22 protein-coding genes, 1 tRNA gene and 2 pseudogenes are annotated in these 24,588 nt (G+C 72.5%); 13 read left to right on the top strand and 12 right to left on the bottom strand.

Annotated elements, in window-relative coordinates:
- Nucleotides 1-240: 240 nt before the first annotated feature.
- On the top strand, nucleotides 241-1,557 hold the full coding sequence (locus tag FBY22_RS35440; protein ID WP_142152057.1) for a glycoside hydrolase family 26 protein: 1,317 nt from the start codon (nucleotides 241-243) through the stop codon (nucleotides 1,555-1,557).
- A 19-nt stretch (nucleotides 1,558-1,576) separates the two neighbouring features.
- Here FBY22_RS35440 and FBY22_RS35435 read toward each other — a convergent pair whose 3' ends face one another.
- The 8 genes from FBY22_RS35435 to FBY22_RS35400 are packed head-to-tail and all read right to left on the bottom strand — an operon-like array spanning nucleotide 1,577 to nucleotide 11,292.
- The gene (locus FBY22_RS35435) at nucleotides 1,577-2,671 is read right to left on the bottom strand and encodes a GNAT family N-acetyltransferase (protein WP_142152056.1); all 1,095 of its coding nucleotides are present in this window, start codon (nucleotides 2,669-2,671) and stop codon (nucleotides 1,577-1,579) included.
- A complete protein-coding gene (locus FBY22_RS35430; protein WP_142152055.1) occupies nucleotides 2,668-3,318 on the bottom strand; it encodes a lipopolysaccharide biosynthesis protein in 651 nt (216 codons plus the stop codon). Before FBY22_RS35430 ends, FBY22_RS35435 begins: the two co-directional genes overlap by 4 nt.
- Nucleotides 3,315-4,463: a glycosyltransferase gene (locus tag FBY22_RS35425; protein WP_142152054.1), complete on the bottom strand. Its 1,149-nt coding sequence runs from the start codon at nucleotides 4,461-4,463 to the stop codon at nucleotides 3,315-3,317. The genes FBY22_RS35430 and FBY22_RS35425 overlap by 4 nt, the downstream gene beginning before the upstream one ends.
- Complete coding sequence (locus FBY22_RS35420; RefSeq protein WP_142152053.1) at nucleotides 4,460-5,215, bottom strand: polysaccharide deacetylase family protein; 756 nt, start codon at nucleotides 5,213-5,215, stop codon at nucleotides 4,460-4,462. Before FBY22_RS35420 ends, FBY22_RS35425 begins: the two co-directional genes overlap by 4 nt.
- Nucleotides 5,205-7,091 (bottom strand): murein biosynthesis integral membrane protein MurJ, encoded by a 1,887-nt coding sequence (gene murJ, locus FBY22_RS35415; RefSeq protein ID WP_142152052.1) that lies wholly within the window; start codon nucleotides 7,089-7,091, stop codon nucleotides 5,205-5,207. The genes FBY22_RS35420 and murJ overlap by 11 nt, the downstream gene beginning before the upstream one ends.
- Nucleotides 7,088-8,452, bottom strand: a complete 1,365-nt coding sequence (locus tag FBY22_RS35410) for an O-antigen ligase (RefSeq protein ID WP_142152051.1) — start codon at nucleotides 8,450-8,452, stop codon at nucleotides 7,088-7,090. The genes murJ and FBY22_RS35410 overlap by 4 nt, the downstream gene beginning before the upstream one ends.
- Before the next feature lie 9 nt (nucleotides 8,453-8,461).
- Nucleotides 8,462-9,889, bottom strand: a complete 1,428-nt coding sequence (locus tag FBY22_RS35405) for an exopolysaccharide biosynthesis polyprenyl glycosylphosphotransferase (protein WP_142152050.1) — start codon at nucleotides 9,887-9,889, stop codon at nucleotides 8,462-8,464.
- Complete coding sequence (locus tag FBY22_RS35400; RefSeq protein WP_142152049.1) at nucleotides 9,886-11,292, bottom strand: glycosyltransferase family 4 protein; 1,407 nt, start codon at nucleotides 11,290-11,292, stop codon at nucleotides 9,886-9,888. Before FBY22_RS35400 ends, FBY22_RS35405 begins: the two co-directional genes overlap by 4 nt.
- 338 nt (nucleotides 11,293-11,630) lie before the next feature.
- On the opposite strand from FBY22_RS35400, the gene FBY22_RS35395 reads away from it, so the two are divergent.
- The 8 genes and pseudogenes from FBY22_RS35395 (at nucleotide 11,631) to FBY22_RS35365 (ending at nucleotide 15,767) form a co-directional block, all read left to right on the top strand.
- Nucleotides 11,631-11,870 (top strand): chaplin, encoded by a 240-nt coding sequence (locus tag FBY22_RS35395; protein ID WP_142152048.1) that lies wholly within the window; start codon nucleotides 11,631-11,633, stop codon nucleotides 11,868-11,870.
- A gap of 175 nt (nucleotides 11,871-12,045) precedes the next feature.
- A complete protein-coding gene (locus FBY22_RS45505) occupies nucleotides 12,046-12,516 on the top strand; it encodes a hypothetical protein (RefSeq protein ID WP_260845267.1) in 471 nt (156 codons plus the stop codon).
- A complete protein-coding gene (locus FBY22_RS45500; RefSeq protein ID WP_260845266.1) occupies nucleotides 12,482-12,772 on the top strand; it encodes a hypothetical protein in 291 nt (96 codons plus the stop codon). Before FBY22_RS45505 ends, FBY22_RS45500 begins: the two co-directional genes overlap by 35 nt.
- A gap of 182 nt (nucleotides 12,773-12,954) precedes the next feature.
- Entirely contained in the window at nucleotides 12,955-13,245 is a 291-nt protein-coding gene (locus FBY22_RS35385; RefSeq protein WP_142152047.1) for a hypothetical protein, read from the top strand.
- A gap of 155 nt (nucleotides 13,246-13,400) precedes the next feature.
- Complete coding sequence (locus tag FBY22_RS35380) at nucleotides 13,401-13,898, top strand: DUF5949 family protein (RefSeq protein WP_142152046.1); 498 nt, start codon at nucleotides 13,401-13,403, stop codon at nucleotides 13,896-13,898.
- Nucleotides 13,880-14,123, top strand: a pseudogene (locus FBY22_RS45495) (hypothetical protein); the annotation flags it as partial. The gene FBY22_RS35380 and the pseudogene FBY22_RS45495, both read left to right, overlap by 19 nt.
- Nucleotides 14,124-14,416: 293 nt before the next feature.
- A complete protein-coding gene (locus FBY22_RS35370; protein WP_142152045.1) occupies nucleotides 14,417-14,917 on the top strand; it encodes a tyrosinase cofactor in 501 nt (166 codons plus the stop codon).
- Nucleotides 14,901-15,767, top strand: coding sequence for a tyrosinase family protein (locus tag FBY22_RS35365; protein WP_142152044.1), 867 nt, complete (start codon nucleotides 14,901-14,903; stop codon nucleotides 15,765-15,767). Before FBY22_RS35370 ends, FBY22_RS35365 begins: the two co-directional genes overlap by 17 nt.
- Before the next feature lie 62 nt (nucleotides 15,768-15,829).
- Here the strand turns inward: FBY22_RS35365 and FBY22_RS35360 are convergent, their stop codons facing one another.
- The 4 genes and pseudogenes from FBY22_RS35360 to FBY22_RS35345 all read right to left on the bottom strand — a co-directional run bounded on the left by FBY22_RS35360 (nucleotide 15,830) and on the right by FBY22_RS35345 (nucleotide 18,413).
- Entirely contained in the window at nucleotides 15,830-16,111 is a 282-nt protein-coding gene (locus FBY22_RS35360; protein WP_142152043.1) for a chaplin, read from the bottom strand.
- A 384-nt stretch (nucleotides 16,112-16,495) separates the two neighbouring features.
- The gene (locus tag FBY22_RS35355) at nucleotides 16,496-16,987 is read right to left on the bottom strand and encodes a hypothetical protein (protein ID WP_142152042.1); all 492 of its coding nucleotides are present in this window, start codon (nucleotides 16,985-16,987) and stop codon (nucleotides 16,496-16,498) included.
- 700 nt (nucleotides 16,988-17,687) lie between these two features.
- Nucleotides 17,688-17,840 (bottom strand): annotated as a pseudogene (locus tag FBY22_RS46100) (IS701 family transposase); the annotation flags it as partial.
- Nucleotides 17,841-18,340: 500 nt separating this feature from the next.
- Nucleotides 18,341-18,413 (bottom strand) — tRNA-Arg (locus tag FBY22_RS35345).
- Between the two features lie 320 nt (nucleotides 18,414-18,733).
- Between FBY22_RS35345 and FBY22_RS35340 the strand changes: the two genes are divergently transcribed.
- The 4 genes from FBY22_RS35340 to FBY22_RS35325 all read left to right on the top strand — a co-directional run bounded on the left by FBY22_RS35340 (nucleotide 18,734) and on the right by FBY22_RS35325 (nucleotide 24,563).
- Complete coding sequence (locus FBY22_RS35340; protein ID WP_142152040.1) at nucleotides 18,734-20,341, top strand: dynamin family protein; 1,608 nt, start codon at nucleotides 18,734-18,736, stop codon at nucleotides 20,339-20,341.
- Nucleotides 20,342-20,344: 3 nt separating this feature from the next.
- Complete coding sequence (locus FBY22_RS35335; protein WP_142152039.1) at nucleotides 20,345-22,234, top strand: YfjP family GTPase; 1,890 nt, start codon at nucleotides 20,345-20,347, stop codon at nucleotides 22,232-22,234.
- A gap of 178 nt (nucleotides 22,235-22,412) precedes the next feature.
- Nucleotides 22,413-22,877, top strand: a complete 465-nt coding sequence (locus FBY22_RS35330) for a single-stranded DNA-binding protein (protein WP_142152038.1) — start codon at nucleotides 22,413-22,415, stop codon at nucleotides 22,875-22,877.
- Nucleotides 22,878-23,144: 267 nt separating this feature from the next.
- Entirely contained in the window at nucleotides 23,145-24,563 is a 1,419-nt protein-coding gene (locus FBY22_RS35325; RefSeq protein ID WP_142152037.1) for a Cys-Gln thioester bond-forming surface protein, read from the top strand.
- Nucleotides 24,564-24,588: the final 25 nt, after the last annotated feature.

The following is a 24,588-nucleotide window of genomic DNA, read 5'->3' as shown; positions in this document are numbered from 1 at the left end:
CTTCCCGTGGAATCCGCGATCACATGGACCTCGACTCCCGCTCTGCCGAGCGAGCGCACGGCCCCGAGCGTGCCGTGATGAAAGGGATTCTGGTCGATCCGCAGGAGAACGGCGGGGACGCGGATGTCAAACAGCGACACGGTCATGAATGTCTTCTCACTCGTCGGCCGTAACGGCGGTGGCGTAATCCCTGTTCGTATGACTGAGTGTCAGTAACTGGATTTCAGATAAGGAGCGGGCATGGACCGAAAGAAGCGACGTTCGCGGTCCCGGGTGCTGGCCGTCGTGGCGGCGAGCGTGGCCGCGTCCGCCGTGCTGGCCTCGGGCACCGGTTTCGCTGCGGGGGTGGTGCGGGTCGGTGACCCGCCCGCTCCCGCGCCCGCGCTCCCAGCGACCCTGCCACTGCCGTCGACCGCGACGCCTTCGGCCGTCGGCACCAAACCGCCCGTCGTCACCGGCCCGTCGGCCGTCGTCACCCCGCCGGCCGTCCAACCCCGCCCGGAAAGGCCCGCGTTCGGTGCCTTTCTCGACTCGGGTGCCAGCGGCATCGCCCGTATGGCCGAGCTCAGCACCTGGCTGGGCGGCGCCGACCTGCGCGTCGGCCACACCTATCTGCCCGGCAACCACTGGAGCGACATCGAGGGCGCCCCCGGTTTCCTGGACGTGTGGGCGGACTGGCGCAGCGAGCGGGCCGACCGGATGCTTGTCCTCAACGTGCCGATGCTCGACCACAACGAGGACGGCGTCTCCGACGCGCGCGTGAGCCGGCTTCTGCGGCTGGGCGCGGCCGGCACGTTCGACGGTCACTTCAGGGCCCTGGCGGAGCGGCTGGTGGAGCTGAAGGTGCCCGACACGGTGATCGTGCTGGGCTGGGAGATGAACGGCATCACGTACACCTCCCGCTGCGGGCCGGACCGGGAGGCCTGGAAGGCGTACTGGAACAGGATCGTCACCACCATGCGCTCGGTGCCGGGCCAGAAATTCCGGTTCGATTTCGCACCGACCCGCGGCCGGGACGCCATTCCCTGGACGCAGTGCTATCCGGGGGACGGCACGGTCGACATCATCGGCATGGATTCGTACGATCAGCCATCCGGGCTGTCGTTCGACGAACAGGTGAAAGAGCCCTACGGCCTGCAGGCACACGTGGACTTCGCCAAATCGCACGGCAAGCCCATTTCCTACCCGGAATGGGGCCTGTTCCGCAACGGCGACAACGCGGAGTACATGAAGCGGATGCTCGCCTGGATGGACGAGCACATGCCGCTCTACAACACGCTCACCGACTACTGCCCGCACGGCGTCTTCGAGTGCCGGCAGAACCCGCTCTCGTCCGCGGTCTACCGGTCCGTCCTCTTCGGCCGCACCGACGAGGCGACCCCGACCCCGCAGCCCACCAAGCCGACGCCGGTCCCGACCCCTGTCACGACCCCGGTCACGACACCCACACCGACGCACCCGGCCAACTGCTCGCCCGTCGAGCTCGGCGACTGGGTCGAGTACTGGCTCGGCGGGAAGCTGTGCCTGCGCTTCGACTGGTGGTCGCGCAGCCGGTGACCCGGAGGCGGCGGGTGTCTCAAGGCCCGCCGCCACCGCGCTCCCTCCACTTCCGCACGGCCCGCACGGCTTCCTTGCCCCGCTGCCGCGCGGCCACGTCGCAGAGGGCCGCGGCCAGCAGCGGGGTGGTGCGCCGCCGGGCCAGCAACAGCCTTTGGTTGACGACGGGTTCGGGCCGCCAGTGGTACTTGTACGGCTCGTCGCCGCGCAGCAGGCTCAGCGTGCCGCGGACGTGCCGGGCGCAGGCGTCGAGCAGCATCACCGCCACGTCCGCTTTGCGTTCACGCAGACATGGATGGGCGCCGTACAGGTAGCCGCCCGCCAGCAGCGGGGACAGCAGGGTCAGGTCGACGGCCACCACGTCGTCGTCGAGCCGGAACTCGGTGACGACCGCGTCCCCCGAACGCACCATCGGCCCGACCGCCCGCACCAGATGCTCACGGAACCGCTCCCGCAGATGCTCGGACGTTATCTTCCGCCCCTGCCACTGCAGTTCGTGCAGCTCCAGCAGCCGCTGCAGCGCCTTGTCCACCTCGCCCGGCCCCACCACATGCCGTTCGACGCCGAGCTCCTCCTGCTTGCGCAGCTTGGCCCGCACGCGCTGGGCCTTCGACGACGGCAGCCGGGCCACCAGCTCGGCCATGGGCACGGCGGGCAGCTCCAGGCACAGCGAGTCGGCCACCCGGCGCCGGGGGCCCTGCCAGCGGTCGTACACACGCTCGGCCGCCCCGCCGGGCCGCACCTCGCGCAGGTCGATCAGCGAGGTCCGGGCGCAGGCGGACAGGCCCTCGGTGAGCGCGGCGACCGCGTCCTCACCGCGCCCGTCGTCCAGCAGCACGTCGCCGTAGTCCGAGATCGGCGCGCCGAGCGGCACCAGAGCGGGCACGGGCCGGCGCACCCGCATCAGGGGAGCGGCGGCGACGAGCTCACCGCCGTCCCGCACGAGCAGCAGACGCAGCCGCCCGCGCCTGCCGTACGACAGCCACCAGGAGTGCAGCCAGGCATGGCTCTGGAAGGGCGTCGCGCCGGCACACCGGCCGTGCAGCCGCCCCCACTCCGGGCCGAGCCCGGCGAAGACGGCCTCGTCGGTGATCAGTTCGCTCGTGTACGTCACAGCTGGCCGTGGGCTTCGGCGGCGACGGCGGGGGACGGCAGGGACAGGGCGTGTCCGGATCCGTCGGCCGTGCGGCGGGGCCGGACCAGCAGCACCAGGCCGCCGAGCAGGCCGCCCGCGCTCGCGCCGACCAGGCCGGTCACCGCCGGTGAGGCGGAGGAGGGCGCGGTCGGCCTGGCGGCCCGGGCGAACTGCTGGAGCTCGACGTTGGTCTCGCTCCTGGTGTCGGCGGAGTGCTGGGTCAGGGCGCGCGAGACTGCGTTGGCCATGTCGGCGGCCAGGCCGGGCCGGGAGGAGGTGGCCGTGATGGCGACCATCGGGGCGTCCGGCGAGGTCGCCGCCTGCACGCTGGACTGCAGCGTCCGCACCGGTACGCCCGCCCACACCTGCGCGTTCCCCAGCACCGCGAGCTGGGTGGCGACCCGGCCGTAGGCCTGCGCGAAGCCCAGCGCGGACGCCGGGTCGGACTTCGAGGTCGGTACGGCGACGACGTAACTGGTGGCCGTGTACGTCGGCGGCTTCACCAGGCCGTAACCGCCGCCGAGGAGGCCGCCGGCGAGGATGCCGGCAGCGATCAGGGTCCAGGGCGGCAGGGTCCTGGAGCGGGCGGCGGCCGGACTGCGGTGGGCGGTGAGGGTTTCAGTCATGTCGAGGGGGCTCCCTGGAGAGACGGGGACGACGGGGACACCGCGGCCGTGTACACGCCCATGAGCTGGGCTGCGCTGCGGGTGATGCAGTAGTGGCGGGCGGCCTCGGGGACCGGACGGGGAGCGGGGCCCCGCGCGCGGGTCGCGGCGACGGCGGCCGCGAACTCCTCGACGCCGCACGGGACCCGACGCGCCGGGGCCGACTGCTGCGGGGGCAGGTCCTCGATCGCCGGGCAGGAGGCGTAGAGCACCGGCAGTCCGGAGGCCAGGGCCTCGACGATCGCCAGGCCGAAGGCCTCCTCCGGGGAGGGCGAGGCCAGCACGTCCATCGCGGAGGCGAGCGAGGGCAGGTCGGGGCCCGGGGTGCCGTCGGGCACGTAAGGGCGCTCGCCGGTGAACAGGACCCGGTCGGCAACGCCGGCCTCGTGCGCGGTACGGCGCAGGGCGTTCTCCTCGCCGCCCCCGCCGACCAGCAGCAGCCAGTGATCGAGCGGGAGGCGGGCGAGGGCGTGGACGAGGACGTTGAAGCGTTTGCCGGGGGCCAGGCGCCCGATGCCACCGATCACGTAGGCGTCGTCAGGCAGGCCGAGGCGGCGGCGGGTCCGACGGCGCCGGTCGGGGTCGAAGCGGAAGCGGGGTAGGTCGATGCCGTTGGGGACGACCGCGATCCGGGGCGCCGGGACGCCCCAGCGGCGCAGGCGCTCGGCGACCGTGGGGGAGACGGCGACGGTCGAGCGGCCCAGCCGCTCGCTGGCCAGATACAGGGAACGCACCCCGCGCGTCAGCCGCCGGCCCTCCATCTGCGAGTCGCCCAGGGAGTGTTCGGTGGCGACGATGGCCCGTACGCCGGCGAGACGCGCGGCCGGCCGGCCGTAGACGCAGGCGCGGTACAGGTGGGTGTGGACGAGGTCGTAGCCACCCGAGCGGATGAGCCGGGCCAGGAGGGGCAGCGCGGCCAGGTCGCGGTTGCCGGCCATGCCGAGGTCGGTGACGCGCACCCCGTCGGCGACCAGACCGTCGGCCACCGCACCCGGGTTGGTCAGCGTGACGACGTCGCAATCGACGGGCAGATGCCGTACCAGCAGCCGCAGTTGCTGCTCGGCTCCGCCCACCCCGAGGCCCGTGATCACGTGCAGCACCTTCATCGCGACCCCCCGACGGGACGGCGGCGCAGCCGGTGCAGCCGGTGTTTGAGGAAGAGGCGTACGGCGTGGTCGTTCTGCCCGACATGGACGCGGGGCAGGGCGTACGGGCCCGTCAGCGGGCCGGGATCGATGGCACAGGCGTACGCGTAACCGGCGTCCCGGACGGCACCGACGACCCGCCGGTCGATCGTCCCGTACGGATAGCAGAACCCGGCGACCGGGCCACCCAGCAACTCCTCCAGCGCGGCCCGGCTGTCGCGGACCTCGGCCCGCAGGGTGGCGTCGTCCGCCTTCGTCAGGTCGAGGTGGGTGAGCCCGTGCGAGCCGATCTCGACGCCCTCCGCGGCCGCGTGCCGGATGCCGTCGGCGGTGAGGAGCGCCTTGCGCGGGCCCCTGGGGTCCCAGGCGTTGCTGCCGCCGAGCCGCCCCGGCAGGACGAAGAGGGTGGCACCGCAGTCCCAACGGCCCATGATGGGCAGGGCGTTGTCGACGAAGTCCGCGTACCCGTCGTCGAAGGTCAGCGCGATCAGGTCCCGGCCCTCGCCGCGGGCCCGCGCTGCGAGCAGCTCGGCCAGGGAGACGGCCCTCAGGCCCCGCCGGTGGAACCACCGCAGCTGCGTCTCCAGCCGCTCGGGCGTGACCGTGATGCGGTACGGGTCGTCCTGGCACGGGGCCACCGAGTGGTACATCGCCACCCACGGAACCGGTCCCGGGACGAGTCGTCTGCCGGTGTCTTGGGAGTCAACGGCCATGCGAGAGCCTTCGTGTGACGGTGCGTACGGAGTGCAGGGCGGGGTCGAGGCCTTGGGCGCCGAGAGCCAGGCCGAGCAGGAGGAAGACCGTGGTGGCGGTGAGGCAGCCGGCGGCGAGGGCGGACACGGGGGCGGCGATGCGGTGCGCCACGAAGGCTCCCGCCAGCGTCGCCACCACCGCGGCGCGCAGCGGCTTGGTCAGCTCCGCCAGCACCCGGCGGGTGCGGATCGGGATGCCGCCCCGGCCCATGCCGCCCAGCAGCAGGGCGGCGGTGACGGTGATGCCGGCGGCGTTGGCGGTCGCGATGCCGTCGACACCCCACGTCAGCACCGTGAAGGCGCCGATCCAGGCCGTCACGACGATGCCGGCGGTCATCGCGCCGACCGGGTACCAGGTGGGGCGGCCCGCGGAGAAGTAGGACCGGACGAGGACGCCGACCAGGGTCTGGCCGAGCAGCCCGAGGGCGTACACGCGCATGACGCCCGCCGTCGCCGCGGAGTCCCTGGGGGTGAACGCGCCACGCTGGAAGAGGAGTTCGACGATCTGCGGGGCGCAGGCGATCACCACCGCGGTGCCCAGCAGCACGATGCACGCGGCCAGCGACAGGTCCCGCTCCACCCGGACGCGGGCCCGTTCGGTGTCGCCCTCGGCCAGGGCGCGGGCCACCACCGGGAAGGTGACGGTGCACAGCATCAGTGACAGCACCATCGGCATCTGGGCGACCTTCTGCGCGTAGTTCAGGTGCGAGATGGCGCCGGCCGGGAGGTGGGAGGCGAGGAACCGCTCGATGAGCACCTGTGACTGCCGGCACAGGGCGAAGAGCAGGACGGTGGCCACGAGGGCGAACTCCATGGGCCGCGCCCGGTCGGGGGCCGAAACGGCCACCGTCGCCGCCTGCCTGCGCAACTGCCGCCACAGTGACGGCAGTTGTACGGCGACCATCAGGCACCCGCCCGCCGCGACGCCGACCGCCGCCGACCGCACGCCCCAGCGGCCGCCCAGGGCGAACATCCCGGTGATGATGCCGGTGTTGTAGGCGACGTAGATCGCGGCGGGGGCGAGGAAGCGGCGGTGGGCGCGCAGGGCCGCGCTGCAGTAGCCGGCCAGCCCGAAACCGAGCACGCAGGTCGCCGTCAGCCGGGTGCAGTCGACCGCCAGCGCGGGGTGGGGCAGGCCCGGGGCGAGGGCCTCGACCAGGTGCGGTGCGGTGACGATGAGCAGGACGGCCGTGGCGACGAAGCCCAGCGTCAGGCGGGGCAGGGTGGCGCCGACCAGAGCGCGGACGGGGTCGCCGGGCCCGCCCTGCGCCCGCCGGGCCAGCGCCGCGCTGAACGCCGGGATCAGCGCGAACGCCAGCCCTTCCTCGATCAGCAGGGTCGCCGCGAACTCCGGCACGGTCCACGCCACCAGGAAGGCGTCCATCTCGCTCCCGGCGCCGAACAACCGGGCCAGCGCCTGGTCCCGCACCAGGCCGAGCAACGCTCCGGCGACGGACAGGCCGGCGGTGACGAGAGCGGCCTTGGCGAGAAACCGTCCGGAGGGGGTGGCCGCATCGGGGTCGCCGGCCGGTTCCTGGTCGTCGCCGGGGCGGGGGGCCGGGGGGATCGGGGAGGGTCGGGAGCCGACGGGGCCGTGGGGGGTGGCGGTGGTGCGCGTGCCCGCGGGAACGATGTGCGGGGCGCTTCCCGAGGACCATCCCTCCGTGTGGTCCTGGGCGCCCCACGGGTCCGTCGGGGGCGGCACTGCCGGGACGTCTGACGCTTCCCTGAAGGAGCGGCCCGCCGGTACCCCCGCCGGGTTCGTCGGCGTCCCGGGGTGCGGTGCGGGGCCGGTGGCGTGGGTGATCCGCGGGCTGTCCGGGGGAGTCACCGTCATCGTGACGTGGCCTCCTCGGCACCGCCGAGGGCCGGTTCGACCGCCGGAGGTGCCTGCCGTGCGCCGGGTCCGGTCCCGTCGGCCCCGACCAGCGACCACCAGGCCACCGTCCCGAAGACCACCGCCGTCAGCACCGTCGACGGGCCGCCGATGTCCGCGTACGCGAAGTCGATGAGCTGCCAGACGAGCAGGCCCGTGCCGATCAGGGCGCAGTCCGGCCCCGTGCCCGCCACCCGCGCCCGCCACAGCCCGCGCAGGCCGCACACCAGCAGGGCCAGCCAGCTGCCGATCAGGGCGACGGCCCCGACGAGGCCCTGCTCCGCCAGCACCAGCAGGTACATGTTGTGCGGGGACAGCAGCGGCTGCTTGAGGAACGCCGCGCCCGCACCCTCCGTGTCGCTGCCCGAGGACAGGGCGAGTGAGGCGTGACTGTCCCGGTGGTCCGGGAACCCCTTCAACCCCACGCCGGTCAGCGGCTGTTCGCGCCACATGCCGACGGCCGCCGCCCACATCGTGTACCGGTCCGTCACGGACTGGTCCGGCGCGTCGGTGACCCGCGTGATGCTGTCGATCCGCTCCCGCAGCATCGCCGAACCAACGCCGAAACCACCGACCAGGATCACCCCGGCGGCGACCGCTGCGGCGCTCACCTTCAGCGCCCGCCGCGCCCCCGCGAACACCAGCTGCACCGCGCAGGTGGCCGCCGTCGCGATCCACGCCCCGCGGCTGAAGGACAGGGCGAGCGGGAGGAGCAGCGCGAGCGCGCAGCACACGGCGACGGCCCGCTGCCGTACCGGGGCCCGGCCCAGCGCCAGACCCAGCGCGCACACCAGACCCAAGGACACGACCGTCGCCATGCCCATCACGTCCGTCGGCCCGAAGGTGCCCACCGCGCGGACGTCCTCGCCCTGGTACGAGGCGCCGGTACCGGTGAGGTACTGGTGGACGCCGATCGCGCCCTGCCACACCGCCAGCCCCACGAACGACCAGGCCAGCAGCCGAAAGTCACGACGGCCGCGGATGAGCAGGAGCACGGCGGCGGGCACCAGGACGAAGATTTGGAGGTAACGGCCGAGACCGGTGATCCCGGTGCCCGGCGAGGACGCCCCCATCGCGGCGACCGCGAGCCCCAGCACCGGAAGGCCCAGCACCACGGCGGCCGTACGGGACAGGGGGCGCCGGCGGCCGCGTACGAGACGGATCGCGCAGAACAGCACCACCAACGCGGAGACCGTGTCGGCGGGGCCCGCGCCGCTCTCCCCGGTGGGCGTGAGCGGCAGACCGAGCAGGACGAGCACGGCGAGCACGGGCAGCACCGGCGGCCACTCGCGGACGCGGGGCAGGGACAGGGCATGGCTCATGGGCGTCGCTCAGCTCCCCGTCGGCCGTACGAGTGCGGCCGCGGTGCGCAGCAGGATGCAGACGTCCTGCCACAGCGACCAGTTGTCGATGTACGCGTTGTCGAAACGCGCCCGGTCCTCGATCGAGGTGTCGCCGCGCAGACCATTGATCTGGGCCAGCCCGGTGATCCCGGTCCGCATCCGGTGGCGGGCCGCGTAACCGGGGTAGCGCTGGCTGAACTGGGCGACGAAGTAAGGGCGTTCTGGACGCGGGCCGACCAGGCTCATGTCGCCCCAGAAGACGTTCCACAGCTGGAGCAGCTCGTCGAGCGAGGTGCGGCGCAGGAAGCGGCAGAACCACGACATGCGGGCCTCGTCGGCCACGCTCCAGCGGGTCGCCGACTCGCGCTCGTCGACCGGACGGTGGGTGCGGAACTTCAGCAGCGTGAAGGGGCGGCCGTCCTTGCCGATACGCTCCTGCCGGAAGACCACCCCCGGTCCGTCGCTGACCCGCAGCACCACCGCACACATCAGCAGCACCGGAATGACCAGCAGCAACAGCGTCCCGGAGACCAGTACGTCCAGCAGCCGCTTGCCCGCGCTCCCGCGCCGCGGCCCGTGCCCCATGTCCAGCCGTCGGCAGGAGAACCCGGCGAGCTGGTCTCGGGTCGCGTACGACGGTGAGTCCGCGTCGACCTCCCACACCGTGCACCCCGACTCGGCGAGCGCCCGCAGCAGCGGTCCCTGCTCGGTCCGTACCGAGGGATGGACGGCGAGCACGTCCCGTACGCCGTTCTGGATGAGCGCCCGCTGCACCTCCTGACCGCTCGTCAGCACCGGCAGCCCACTGGTGCCCTCGGGGCGCTCGGCCACGATCCCGACCGGCAGCACCCCGCAGCGCGGGTGCCGCAGGACGGCGGCGGCGACGCGCTGGGCGGTCGCCGCCGGGCCGATGACCAGGGCGGTGCGGGGTCGGCTGAGCAGGGCGGTGCGCCGGCGCCAGTGCACCAGGCCGCGGCTGGCGCAATCCGCCGTCGACTGGAGCAGGAAGCCCAGCAGCAGGGTGCGGGCGGACAGCGCGTGCGCCGGGGCGTACGCCCCGACGAGCGCCGCGAGCGCCGCCCAGGTCACGGCGATCCGGCCGCACACGACTGGGAGTTCGTCGAGGACGCCGGAGGCGGAGTGCGGGGGCTGCGGGCGCAGCAGCACCGACGTGGCGACCAGGAGGGCCAGCAGCAGGGGGCCCTGCTCGACGCCCGCGAACGCCACGGCGCCGAGGACGGCGGCGGTGACGTCGGCGGCGAGCAGCGGCACCAGGGAGGCGGGGCGCGCCGGAGGGTGGTTGGCCGGGAACCGGAAGCCGGCCGCGGCGATGCGCGTGGGCATGACCGAGACGGGCGAGAATCCGGGGTCCCGTTGCTGCCCGCCGGGCCAGGGGACGGTGCCTTTCGCGGTCACGAGTGGATGGACTCCCTGTACTCGGAGGGCACGGCGGCAGCGTCGGACACGCCGCCGAGCAGGTCGCGGTACACGTCCGCCACCGCCTCGGCTGTGTGCCGTACGTCGTGCGTGGACAGGACGTGCCGGCGCCCCAGATGCCCGAGCGACTCACGGAGCAACGGATCGAGCAGCAACGAGGACACGGCGTCGGCGAGTTCTCCCGGATCTCCCGGGGGGACGAGGCAACGGGGGACGGCCGCGGGGCTCCCGGAGTCGGACGCGGGGCCGCCGTGGCGGCCCGCCGCGGAGGCGGCGCCCGGATCCCGGGAGCTCGCTCCTGGGCCGGGGCGACCGGGTGCTGAGTCGGGGCCGCTCGAGACGGTCCTGGTGGCCGGACTGCGGTGGCCCGATCGCGAGCCGGGGGGGCCGGGCGTGGAGACGGGAGCCCGGTTGGCGGGGGTTTTCAGGGGGCCGCGGGCCGGCCGCAGGGCCGGTGGCAGGCTTTCGCGGGCTCCGTCCACGTCCGTCAGGACCACCGGGCGTGCGCAGGCCATCGCCTCCAGCGGGGCGAGTGCCATGCCTTCCCAGCGCGAGGGCAGTACGACCAGGTCGGCGGCCTGGTACCAGGGCGCGGCATCCGGCACGGCCCCGGCGAAGTCCACCGACTTGGATGCGCGGGAGCGGAGTTCGTCGTGGTCCGGCCCGTCCCCGACCAGCACCAGCCGGGCCTCAGGGACCCGGTCCTGCACGGTGTGCCAGGCGTCCAGCAGGACGTCCTGCCCCTTTTGCCGACACAGTCGCCCCACGCACACCACCAGCAGGGCCGCCGGATCGGCGTCCGGAAGCAGCGCGGCCCGTACCGTGTCGACGGCCGCGGGATGGAAACGCCCTGGATCGATGCCGTTCGGCACGACGGCCCAGCGGGCGGCGATCCCGGCGCGCGCGCCGGTCGCGCGCTCCGCCTCGCTCACACACACCACCCGGGACGCCCAGCGCGCCCCCCACCGCTCCCAGCGCAGCGCCAGCGCCGCCATGCCCCCATCGACCGCCTCGAACGACCAGGCGTGCGGCTGGAACACCGTGGGGACGCGCCCGCGCACCGCGAGCCGCCCGGCCAGCCCTGCCTTCGCGCTGTGCGCGTGCACCAGATCGGGGCGCACCCTGGCGACCACTCGCACCAGTCGGCGTACCTCTCGAACGAGTGTCGGGCCCGGTGAACGGGTCGCCCCCCAGTGGTGTACCTCGGCGCCCAGCGACCTCAGTTCGTCGGCGAGACGGCTCGCGGGGCAGGCGACCGAGACACGCAGACCGGCCGCGAGCTGGGCCCGCGTCAGGTCCGTCACGACACGGGCGACCCCGCCCTCCACCGGCTGCGTGATGTGCAGGACCCGGGGTCGGGGGTCGGGTGCTGGCAGGTGCATTGCGCGGTTCCTCGCTCACGGGTGGCGCTCGGGCGTCCCGCTGGGGAACGAGCCGGACGGCCGGCTGGTCACCACCGAGCTGCAGAGCGGTGCCGAGATCGAACAGCCTCGGAGAGCGAGAAGCGTGCGATCGGCCGACCGCAGGGCTGCGTCAGGAGGTGCGCGACTCTGGCCACTGTCCGCGCGAATCAGTTGAAATCGCACAAGAATGCCGATTGATGAAGAACGGCCTGTCGCCGGATCACTCCTTTGGCGGCACAACCCGCTCGTGCGTCATGCGTTGACACAGCGACGGGCATCCGCCCAGAAGTTGTGTCAACTCCAAGGAGCACTTCTCCATGTCGCGTATCGCGAAGGGCCTGGTTCTTACCACCGCCGCCGCTGCGGCGGTCGCCGGCGGTGCCGGTTTCGCCTCCGCCGACGCCGACGCGCACGGCGTCGCCGCCCACTCGCCGGGTGTGCTGTCGGGCAACGTCCTCCAGAGGCCGATCCACGCGCCGGTCAACGTCTGCGGTAACACCACCGACACCACCGGTCTGCTGAACCCCGTGTTCGGCAACCAGTGCGTCAACGACTGACGTCCCTCGACGTCGCCGCCCCAGGCGCGAATGCCCTTCGCCGGCCGCCTTCCCGTGGTTCCTCCGCGGGCGAGCGGCCGGTTGGCGTTGCCCCGGACGGGGCCGTCCGGTTGCAGGGCGCGACTGGTGATTCCACGGTGGGCAACAGGTCCTTGCACCACCGAAAGGAACACGCATGCGTGCTCTGCCCGCACCGCGTATCGCGTCCTCCGTCCTCTGCGCCGCCCTCCTCGCCGCTATCGCCACACCGGCCGCCTTGGCGGCCGACGGCGCGTCGGCTCGGGAGCAGCGTGTCCGGGTCGCGGCCCATGCGCCCGTCCCCGGCGCGGACGCGCTTTTCGCCCCGGTCAAGAGCCTGGGCGATCTCGGCACCGTCCTCACCCCGGTCACCGACCTGCTGAACACCGTCCTCAAGGCCGACAACGGCCGGCTTCCGGCCGCCGACGCCAGCACGCTCGGCAAGGCCGCCACCGACGCCCTCGCCAAGGTCTCCGCCGCTGTCCCGGGGGCGCCCGTAACCCCGGCGATGCCTGCCCTGCCCGCGACCTCTGCCGCTCCGGCGATGCCTGCCCTGCCCGCGACCTCTGCCGCTCCGCCGGCCCCGGCCGGCCGTGTCCGTCCTGACGTTCGCCAAGAACAGCAGTGACGCCAAGCCGCGGGCCGCCGCCGACCTCACCGGCGACGCCCTGGCCGCGCTGAAGAAGGCGATCGACGCGCTACTTCAGGCGGTCACCTCCGGGGACGTCACCCAGGTGGTGCCGGCCGTCACCAGCGTGGTGAGCGGGCTGGTCAGCACCGTCACCGCGACCCTGCTCGGCGGCAACCTGCCCGCCGGGATTCTGCCGGGTCTGCCGGTGTCGACGCCATCGCTCCCTGCGACGCCGGCGCTGCCCATCGCGTGACCTGGGGACGAGAGCTCAACGCACCTGGCCGCCCGGCCGATCCTCAGCGAGGCGGCCGGGCGGCCTTTCATATGAGGATGAGAAACGTTTTCTGCGTGCGGGGTTTCCCTGCTGGGCGTGGATCGTTGGGCACGGCGCCAGATTTCCCCTGGTGCCGTGAGTTGCCCGATGAAAGGAACCCGATGAAGTATCTGAAGGCCGCCGCTGTCGTTGCCGGTACCGTCGCCCTCGCCGGCGCCGCCGCGCCCGCGTTCGCCTACAGCGCCTCGGACGTGACGCCCACCAGCCTCAACGGCGCCGTGAACACGCTCACCAGCGGACACATCGAGCCCCGCGACGTGATGCCGCTGCAGCACCAGTCGAACGCGCTCGACACCGAGAACAAGGACTCCCTGCTGAGCACCGCGAAGGGTGCCACGGGTGCGCTGAACAAGAAGGGCGGACTGCTCGGCGGCCTTCCGCTCCAGCACTGAGCCACTCCAGCACAGAAGCACTCCGGAACCGAATGCGCGTAGGACCGTGGGCTGTTCGAGGCGAGTCCCTCGTTCGTGTGGAGAGGGCGGGGACCGTCCCCCGGTCGGGTGAGAAGCCGCCCGGTGGCCTTCCGGACCGTCGATAAGGTCGCGCGGTGACCTCAACCTCAAGCGGAACCCGCCCCCTCGGCCCCGCCGAACTGGGCACCCTCGTCGTGATGGCCTGGAGCGGCAAGGCCCCCGATGGCGACATGCCCTACCTGCTCGTCTACTCTCTCGGCGACGCAGCGGCCGGCCTCGAGGCCGCGTCGGCCGCCGTCGCCGAACTGCTGGGAAGCGTCGGTCTCTCCCTCGGTGGCGAGCTGACCGACGCAGCTGCCAGGCCGAGCCTGCCGCTGAGCCTGCTGGTCGAGGGCGGCCACGCCGTCGTCACCCTGCCCGGCTCCAATGCCCAGTGCACCCCGCCGCCGGAATGGCTCGCCGCGGTCACCAAACGGGGCTACGCCTACCTGGTGTTCACCTCCCGCCCCTGGCCCGAGGCCGAGCCGGGCAAGCCTGTCGACCCGGAGGCCTTCACCGCCTTCGTGGGCGCCGAGGAGACCCTGAACGCGGCGGCGCACGTCGTCCTGCCGGCCCGCAGGCTGCGCGGCTGACGGCGGTGGGCATGGAACTGCCCAGGCTCGGCGGCGAGATCCCCCTGCCGACGCCGGCCCGGCGGGCCGCGGTACGTCAAAGGCCGGCTCATCCCGGAGCACGTCCTGCCACGGCTGCCGGTCAGCGGCGGGCTGCCCGACCTGAAGCCGCCTGAGGCGGGCGTACCGGCCCCGGTCGTGCAGACGGTTCCCGGCGCGAACCTGGGTCTCGCTCCCGGGTTGTAGCCGGACGACGTACCCGCCGGGCCCGGACGACCGCGACCACTCCGGGGCCTCTCACGTGCCTGTGTCCGTCCGTCGGCCCCCGCCCGCAGCCCGTGTCTGTCCGTCGACACCCCGCGGCTCATGGCCGTCTGCGGCGTCCGCACCCCGTGTCCGGCCGTCAGCCTCCACGCACTGTCTCTGTCGGTCCGCGCACCCTGTGTCCATCTGTTGGTCCCGCGACGGTGACCGCACGGCGCGACGGTCGGTTAGCGCTTCGGAGAACCGAGCGACCCGGATCGGACGAGGAGCGAGTCATGGTTGTGAGTGCAGGCGGGGTGGCGGTGGGCGCGGAGGGGGAGCCGACGAGAGCCGGAACACGGCGGGAGATGCTGCGGGGGCTGCTGACGCCCGCGATGGCGCTGGCCCTCGCGCCCGTCGTCGCCGCCTCGAGGCCCGCGAGCGGGGGGCCCCGGCTCGGCGAGGAGGCCTTCGACGAGACCTACCACGGCCGGCGCATCCAGGGCTTCAGGACCACCGCCACCGCGATGGCGGCGCACGGCGCCGTCGGCGAGCACTGGCAGGTCACCATCGACGGACGCCCGCTGCATCTGATGCGCCGGGCCGACGGCACCTGGCTGAGCATGGTCGACCACTACCGCTCCTACGCGACTCCCCTGGAGGCCGCCCGCGCCGCCGTCGACGAGGTGGGGCCCGGGGAGCACCTGCGGGACATGGCGCCAAGGCCGAGGAGCGACGAACAGACGGACATGGGGGGACACCTGCACATGGGGGAAGACGATGACGTACACGCGTAAGAACGTCAGCACGCTGACGAGCGGCGAGAAGCGGCGGTTCGTGAACGCGATGCTGGAGGTCAAACGGCGGGGGGAGTACGACGAGTTCGTGCGGACGCACATCGAGCACTACACCTCCGACGGGGAGAAGGGTCTGCGCGCGGCGCATATGACGCCCTCCTTCCTGCCCTGGCATCGCCGCTTCCTGCTGGAGCTGGAGAAAGCGCTGCGCAGGGTCGACTCCTCGGTGAGCGTGCCGTACTGGGACTGGACCCGCGACCGCACCGCGGCCTCGACGCCCTGGACCGCGGACCTGCTCGGCGGGAACGGGCGCCGCACGGACCACCGGGTGACGACCGGGCCGTTCGCCTATGCGGCCGGCCATTGGACCATCAAGGAGGGTGTCACCGACGGGAAGTTCCTGACCCGGGACCTCGGGCGGGCCCGTGCCCCCATCGCGTTGCCTACGCGAAGCGAGCTGGAGTCGGCACTCAGCGAGCGCGTTTATGACGTCTCGCCCTGGAACTCCACCGTCACCAAGGGCTTCCGCAACAAGCTAGAGGGGTGGGGGACCGGGCGGGGCAGTGTCACCTGGCGCAACCACAATCGCGTGCACCGCTGGGTCGGCGGCGCGATGGTCGGTGGTGCCTCCGTCAACGACCCGGTGTTCTGGCTCCACCACGCCTTCGTCGATCTGCAGTGGACCCGCTGGCAGGCCCGGCACAAGGGCGCCCGCTATCTGCCGGCCAAGCCGCCCGGCGTGGGCGACGAACAGCACGGGCGGATCGTCGCCCGGCACGAGAAGATGCCGCCCTGGGACGTGACGCCGGACCAGATGGAGGACGTCAGCCGGATCTACCGGTACGTCTGATCGGCCCCGGATACGGGAAGAGCCCCGGCGCCAGAGGTGCCGGGGCTCTTCCCGCGGGTGCGTCAGTTGTCGTACCCGTAGCCACCGCTGTTGTCGTGGTGGCCGCTGATGTTGGCGCAGGTGTTGCCGAAGGCCGGGCTCAGCAGGCCGGCCGCGTCGACGGTGTTCCCGCATACGTTGACCGGGATGTGGACCGGGACCTGGACGACGTTGCCCGACAGCACGCCCGGCGAGCCCACGGCCGCGCCCTGGGCACCGGCGTCGGCCATGGCCAGGCCGGCGCCGCTGACGACGACGGCACCGGTGCCGAGCGCGACCGCGGCCACCTTCGCGATGCGAGACATCACGTTCTCCTTCTGGATAGGCAAGTGCGTCGGCACCACTCGCCGTCGCACTCCCCCTTCAACGCCGAGCCTCGCGCAGGGTCACGGCGTTCATCGGTGCGTCACCCTTTTTGAAGACCCGCACGCACGCGCACGCACCTGGTCAGTGGCGTGGCGGCGGGGAGTGTAGCGGGGCGTCAGGTGGACGGGACGGACTTTCCCACCGTGCCCCACGAACGAGTGCTCTGCCGCATGCTCGAAGAAAGAAGGGTCTTCACAGGCTGCCGCCTGTGAAGACCCTTCATCCCAACGTCACATTGGGAGACACCGAGGTGGGGCTTGCTCAGTGAATCAGCGGCCCTCCCTGACAACTCCTCGGGTCGGCACTGCGCGAGGAGCGGTCGGTCAGGCGGCGCTCACACAGGCGTTGGCCTTGAGTGCCGCGCTGGTGGTGAGCACCGCGTTCAGCGCCAGAGTGATCTGGTCCTGGTTCGGCGGGATGGCCGTCACCGCCGCGACCAGGGCCTTGAGGTCCTGCTGGAGCTGAAGAGCGAGAGCCGCACAGATCGGCGTCACGGGGGGCGTCGGGAGACACAGCTGAGCCTGAAGCTGGACGACCGTAGCCTGGGCCGCGGTGATGGCCGCCTGGGCCGCGACGACATCGGGCGGCGTGGCGGCCAGAGCAGTCTGGGCGGCCTCCAGCTGCGTAGAAAGCTGAGCGCTCAGAGCGGCGCAGGTCAGCGACCTGGCCTGGGTCTTCACTTCCTGAACGACAGGGACATGCTTGGTGATCTGCGGGGTCGTGGCCGCTGTGGCCGCCGGGGAGAGAGCCATGGCCAGGGAGGTCAGGACCGCGGCCGACGCGACAGCGGACCCGAAGCGCTTGAAGGATGGCATTCCGCGCCTTTCTCTGTGTGCGAATGAGGAAGCTGGTGGGGATGTCCCCGTGTTTCAGAAGGCCCCGCAACGCGATCGGCGGCAATCCAGCCATCCTGTTCACCCCGGGCCGCAGGAGGCGCCAGGAGACCGTGATCGACAGAAAACATCAGGTCAGAAGCGTTTAAAGCACGAAATTCGTACCGCGGTTCCCATTACTGTGAATGAGTGGCCCGAAGGGCAATCAGTACGGCCCCCCGGACCTGCCGCTATCTCGCCGGGGAACGCGGCACGGTTGCCCCGGTCGGGGTCGAGCGGGTGACGTCACCGGCGACTCGGATCGGCCGAGGCGCTCTCTTCAGGACCGGGGACGCGGGCCGGGCAGACCGACTCAGTCGGCGATGATTGAGCCCAAGGGCGCCGTAAGCGCAGGTCAGCCCTGCGGTGCTCCGTCTCGGTTCCGTCCCGGCCGGTCAAGGCCGCCGACTACTAGTTGCCGGCCCGTGTTCTCTTTTCCGGGCCGCCCCTCGATCGTGTGCAGCCGACGCTGATAGTGGCAGCGGCGGGCGACGGCTTGGCGTCCTCTGCGCCAGTGTGACCATCTCAGTGCGCGTGCGCCGCAGAAGGGCTGGTGAACAGCGATGGATGAGTGGCCAGTTGCCAGGAGTCGCCGAACGTCTGCCACGGTGAGGGCTGCCCCCTTTGCCGCGGCATCGGCGGCCATGACGGCCAGGAAGGCATGCGCCAGCATGGCCGGGTTGATGTGCCGCATCCAGCCGGTGTAGCGGCGGACTTCGTACTGGTCGAGGCCGCATTCGTTCTTCGCTGCCTGGAAGGCTTCCTCGACGGCACAGCGCATCCCGGCGACGCGCACCGATCTCCTCGGGCTTGCTGATGCTGCGGCGGGCCGGTGCCCACCGCTCGTGGGTGGGCATCTCGCCGTCGAAGTCCTCGATGGAAGTGATCTGCAGGGCGGCCCAGCGGTAGCCGCACGGGCCCTTCGCGCCGTCACCGCACGAACGTTGCTCCCATGCTTCGTCGGGCGCTTGGGAGAAGAGGTGATCGACCCGTCCGAAGTCCGGCACCTGCTGGGACTTGGGGACTGCGAGACGCCCGGCGCGTCGACGGACAGCTACCGGACCTGAAGAAGCACCTCGAAGCCGCCGGGGACCTCCCCGAGCTGCTCGACGCTGGGTGATCTTCGGCCAAAGAACTTCGACACGTATCCGACAGGGCCACCCGCCAAAACCCGGTGACAGCCGGACAGCCCCGGAGTCCTCCCTTGACCGCCAGGGGAGGGGCCGGGTTTGCCATGTCCGCCGATGCTGGCTCTGACCAGCAAAAACGCCCTCCCGAAGGAGGGCGGAGACGGTGCGCCCCCGGCAGGACTCGAACCTGCGGCCAAGCGCTTAGAAGGCGCCTGCTCTATCCACTGAGCTACGGGGGCCGGTGTGTGGCCTCTGTCGTGGGTGCCCGGGTGTGGGCCGATCCGTGACGTTGCCGGGGACAAGGATAGGGCTCCCGCATCCTTGTCCCTGTTGCTTCGCCTCCGTGGCTCGATGTGGAGGTTCGGTGAAGCGGTCCTGATAATCGCAGGCAGGTACGAATCGTGCATCGCTTTTGAGCCCTCACGCACCGGGTGTTGTGCACTCGTTATGCCTGGACTGTGCCCGCGTCCCAGTCATCCCTTCCATCCCTTGTGTCCTGTCGGCGCGCAGACATACGCATATGCTTCAGAATTCCCCTAAAATTGGGCATTCTTCACATGTGGTGACCTTGGACGTACGGCCTCAGCTGCTCGACGCACTCTCCGCCCTGCGCGACCGTGTCGCCGCCGCACGCTTCCCGCTGCCCCTGGCGGGGGCTCCACGCGCGCGTGCCAACCGCGACGAACTCCTCGCGCAACTCGACGACTACTTGGTGCCCCGCCTGAGAGAGCCTGAAGCACCCCTGCTGGCGGTGGTGGGCGGATCGACCGGCGCCGGCAAGTCGACCCTCGTCAACTCCCTCGTCGGGCGGCGGGTGAGCGAGGCGGGCGTACTGCGGCCCACCACGCGGACGCCGGTCCTGGTGTGCCATCCGGAGGATCATCACTGGTTCAGCGGCATGCGCGTGCTGCCCGACCTCACGCGCGTGTGGGCACCTCATCGGGAGCCCACGGACGACCTGTTGCTGCCCGGTGAGGATCCCGCGCGCGTGCTGCGCGTGGAGACCGCCGAGACCGTGCCGCCGGGCCTCGCCCTCCTCGACGCCCCCGACGTCGACTCCCTGGTGGCCGACAACCGCGTCCTCGCCGCCGAACTCATCTGCGCGGCCGACATCTGGGTCATGGTCACCACCGCCGCCCGGTACGCCGACGCCGTCCCCTGGCAGCTGCTGCGCACAGCCAAGCAGTACGACGTCACCCTGGTGACGGTGCTCGACCGGGTGCCGCACCAGGTGGTCTCCGAGGTGTCCCGGCAGTACGGGGCGCTCCTCACCAAGGCCGGCCTCGGCGACGTACCCCGCTTCACCGTGCCCGAACTGCCCGAGTCCGCCTGGGGCGGTGGGCTGCTGCCGGCCAGCGCCGTGGCGCCGCTGCGGACCTGGCTCGTCCATGTGACGCAGGACCCGGCCGCCCGGCAGCACGTCATGGCCCGTACCGCGCACGGCGTCCTCGACTCGCTGAAGGCGCGGATGCCCGAACTCGCCGGCGCCGCCGCCGCGCAGTACGCGGCCGCGCTGCGGCTCACCTCGGCCGTCGAGGCGGCGTACGACAGCGAGAACGCGCGCGTGCGCGGGCGGCTGCAGGCCGGGGCCGTCCTCGCCGGCGACGCCCTGAAACGGTGGCGGGCCTTTCCGCTCGACTGTTCGGCGGGTGAGCTGCTGGACGCGCTCGTGGAGAGCCTGGGCGCCCTGCTCCTGTGCGCCGTCACCGCCGCTGACGAGCGCGTCGACGACGCCTGGCGGCGCGAACCCGCGGCGCGCGCCCCGGAGCTCACGGCGCGCGATCCGTCCCTGGAGAGCGCCGAGCACCGCATCGGGATGGCCGTACGACGGTGGCGGCGGGAGCTGGAGGAGTTCGCCGAGGAGGAGGTACGCAACCTCGACCGCGGCGTCGCCCCCGACGCCGAGACGGTCGCGGCGCTCGTCGCCACCACGCTGCTCGGCGGGCGCCGGGCCCGTACGGCGGGCGAGGGACTCGCCGAGCGGATCGGCGCGCACGGCGCGCTGCGGCTGCGCGACCGGGGCGGACGGCTGCTCGCCGAGCATCTCGACCGGGTGCTGCTCACCGAGCGCGAACGCCGGCTCGCGCCCCTGGAGGCGCTCGACGTGCACGTCGAACCGCAGGCCGAGCTCATCGCCGCGCTGTCCGTACTGCAGAAGGAGAGGTGACCGGTGACCGCCGTCACTGACCAGGACCACACCGAGCACGCCGACCGAGCGGGGGAGACGGTGACCGAGATGGACCAGCATGACGACGCCGCTTCGGACGAGGGCCGCGCGCAGAAGCGCACCGACGCGGACGGCCGCGCCCACGCGCGCGTGGAGAGCGACGACGACTCCGGCCGTACCGACTCCACGGAAGCGGCCGAGAGCTGGGACGACGGGCTCATCGCGCGACGCGTCACCGAGGGGGCGGCACCCAAACAGGCGGCGGCCTTGGAGATCCGCCCGCACACCGCGCAGCCCGCCGACCCGCTCGCGCACGCCGGCGTGCTGCGCTCGCGGCTGGAGGCGCTCAGGGAACTGGTCGGCCTCTCGCGCACCCGGGTCGACAGCCGCACGCTCGCCGAGGCGGGCCGCGTCCTGGACGAGGCGTCCGCGCGGCGCAGGCTGTCCGGACAGCACACCGTCGTCGCCATCGCGGGTGCCACCGGCAGCGGCAAGTCGCAGCTGTTCAACGCGCTCGCCGGGGTGCCCATCTCGGAGACGGGCGTACGACGGCCCACCACCGCCGCGCCCATCGCGTGCAGTTGGAGCGACGGGGCGGCCAGTCTCATCGAGCGGCTCGGCATCCCGCCCCGGCTGCGGCGGCGCCCGCTGCAGAACGGCGACGCCGACTCCCAACTGCACGGACTCGTCCTGGTCGACCTGCCCGACCACGACTCCGCCGCCGTACAGCATCGCGAGCACGTGGACCGCGTCCTGGCACTCGTCGACGCGGTCATCTGGGTGGTCGACCCCGAGAAGTACGCCGACGCCGTCCTGCACGAGCGCTATCTGCGGCCCATGGCGGGACACGCCGAGGTCATGTTCGTCGTCCTCAACCAGACCGACCGGCTGCCCGGCGAGGCCACCGAGCAGGTCCTCGACGACCTGCGGCGGCTGCTCGACGAGGACGGGATCGCGCTCGGCGAGTACGGCGAACCGGGCGCCACCGTGCTCGCCCTGTCGGCGCTCACCGGCGACGGCGTCGGTGAACTGCGTGAGCTGCTCGGCCAGTTCGTGACGGAGCGCGGCGCCCCGGCGCGCCGGATCTCGGCCGACGTGGACGCCGCCGCGGTCGGTCTGCGGCCCGTGTACGCCACCCGGCGGCGGACCGGCCTGAGCGAGGAGGCGCGCGAGGAGTTCGCCGCCCGGCTCGCGGACGCCGTGGGCGCCACGGCGGCGGGCGAGGCCGCCGAACGCGCCTGGGCGCGCAACGCCAACCGTGCCTGCGGGACACCCTGGCTGCGGCTGTGGCGGTGGTACCAGGACCGGACCGAACCGGCCACCGGACGACTGCTGTTGCGCGCCCAGGCCGACGAGGAGGCCACGGCGCGCCAGCGCGTGGAGCATGCGGTGCGGACCCTGGCCGACCGGGCCTCGGCCGGACTGCCCGCGCCGTGGGCGCAGGCGGTGCGCGAGGCGGCCGTACGGGGATCGCAGGGGCTGCCCGAGGCGCTGGACGAACTGGCGGCGCGCGCGGGACTGCCACCGGGGCGGCCGCCCCGGCCGGGCTGGTGGCCGGCCGCCGTACTCGCCCAGGCCGCCATGACCATCCTCCAAGTGGTCGGTGGACTGTGGCTGTTGGGGCAGATCATCGGCTTCATGGCACCCAACCTGGGAGTGCCGGTGCTGCTGATGATGGCCGGCATCGTCGGCGGCCCGCTGATCGAGTGGAGCTGCCGGATGGCGACCAGGGGGCCCGCACGGCGGTACGGCACGGAGGCGGAACGGCGACTTCGGGAGGCCGCCGCCGGCTGCGGACGGGCCCGGGTCCTGGACCCGGTGGCGGCCGAACTGCTGCGCTACCGGGAGGTGCGGGAGCAGTACGGGAAGGTCGCGGGGGTGGGTGCGGTGTGACGGGGGTTCGCTCGTCCAGGTGACGGAGTTCTCCACAGGCGGGGGGCTGTCCACAGGGCTCTGCGGGCTCGGCCCGACGGAGGCAGTCTGGCGGTGCGGCGATCACGAAAGGCGTGGTCGCGGCGGCAGACGCAGCCGTACGGGACGGGCCCGTACGCGTGTCAGGGAGGGATACGCGATGAACGAGACGATCATCTGCGCCGTGGGCAACGTGGCGACCCGGCCGGTGTACCGGGAGCTGGCCTCGGGACCGTCGGCCCGGTTCCGGCTCGCGGTGACCGCGCGGTACCTGGACCGGGAGAACAACACCTGGACCGACGGCCACACCAACTTCTTCACGGTGTGGGCCAACCGGCAGCTCGCCACGAACGCGGCGGCCTCCCTCAACGTGGGCGACCCCGTCGTCGTGCAGGGCAGGCTGAAGGTGCGCACCGACGTGCGCGAGGGACAGAACTGGACGTCGGCGGACCTCGACGCGATCGCGATCGGCCACGACCTCGCCCGCGGTACGTCGGCCTTCCGGCGGGCGGTCAGGACGGACCCGGCGGCCGCGGCACCGCGGCCGGAGCCCAACTGGGAGACCCCGCCCGGCGATTCCGACGACCCTGCCCAACTGGAGGCGGAACCCGCCCCCGTGACGTGATGTCAGGAGCCGTACCGAGCTGACCGGACTGCGGCTTATCGGCGAATGCGCCCGAACAACCCGGTGGATTTGTCGATAAGCCCTGCCCGCGAACCGTCCCGGCGATAACGATTCCGAGTCGGATCGGCCGTCCGATCATCGGACTTGTCAAGGGTGGCGCGTCGGATCCCTAGGATGCCGGGCATGGCTCCCGGTGCGCTCGGGGCCGCTGATTCTGCTGGTGGGACCGTTCCCCCACACTGACGGGTCCTGCTCGAAGGGGAATTCGTGTTTGCTTCGTTCTCTGCGCTGTGCGCGCGAAGGCGAGGGGCCAGGGCCCGGCTCGCCTCCGCGTTGGTGGTGTCCGGACTCGTGGCGGCCGGCGCGCTGACCGGTGCGGGTGCGGCCGTGGCCGCGGAGACCCCACATGCCCAGGGCGGGGCGACCGCCACCATAGGCGGGCTCAAGACCTACGGCTCCGCGGTGATCCACGACAAGGCAGCCGGCGACCAGCAGGTCTCGGCGGGCCTGTTCGAGATGTCCGTCGACGGCGGCGGCACCCTGCAGACGTACTGCGTCGACCTGCACAACCCCACCCAGCGCGACGCCCGGTACCACGAGACCTCCTGGAGCGGGACCTCACTGGGCGCCAACCGGGACGCGGGCAGGATCCGCTGGATCCTGCAGAACTCCTACCCGCAGGTCAACGACCTCGCGGCGCTCGCCGCCAAGGCGGGTGTGCGGGGCGGCCTGAGCGAGCAGGACGCGGCGGCCGGCACGCAGGTGGCCATCTGGCGCTACTCGGACGGGGCCGACGTCGACGCCGTCGACCCGCAGGCCGAAAGGCTCGCGGACTACCTGGAGAAGAGCGCCGTCGACGTGGCGGAGCCCAAGGCCTCGCTGACCCTCGACCCGCCCGCGGTCTCCGGGCACCCCGGCGAGCTCCTCGGTCCGGTGACCGTGCACACCGACGCCGCCGCCGTGACGGTGACCCCACCGGCGGACGCGGCCATCACGGGCGTACGGATCGTCGGCAAGGACGGCAAGCCGCTCACCACCGTCGCCGACGGCAGCCGGCTCTTCTTCGACGTGCCCGAGGACGCGACGGCCGGCTCGGCCGAGCTGACCGTGCAGGGGTCGACCACCGTCCCCGTCGGCCGTGCCTTCACCTCCGACAGCCGCAGCCAGACGCAGATCCTGGCCGGCTCCAGCGAGTCCACGGTCTCGGCGACCGCGAGCGCGAGCTGGGCGAAGAAGGGGGCCATACCGGCCCTCTCCGCGGTGCGGGACTGCGCCAAGGGCGGTGTCGACCTCACCGCGGCCAACCAGGGTGACGAGACGTTCACGTTCTCGCTGATGGGGACCGAGTACAGCATTCCGGCGGGCGCCTCTCGGACGATGACGATCACGCTGCAGGAGGACCAGCCCTACGACTTCGCCATCAAGGGGACCGGCGGTCTCGAACAGCGCTTCACCGGGATCCTCGACTGCAGGACGCAGGGCAGCGAGAGCGGCGACGCGGTCCAGACGCTCAGCGAGCCCAGCCCGGCGACGGTGGGCGGCACCGCCGACGACACCAACCTCGCCGCGACCGGTGGCACCGGCACGACCCCGTTGATCGCGGGCGTCGCGATCGGCTTCGTGGTGATCGGTGGGGCGGCGCTGATCGTGGTCCGCAAGAAGGAGGAGGCGCGGACGCGGGGCTGACGCGGCCAGCGCGCGGGGAATTCCG

This window comes from Streptomyces sp. SLBN-31 (assembly GCF_006715395.1).
Classification (GTDB): Bacteria; Actinomycetota; Actinomycetes; order Streptomycetales; family Streptomycetaceae; genus Streptomyces.
Note: the sequence above shows the minus strand (reverse complement) of the source record. Positions and strands in the feature narration are given on the sequence as shown.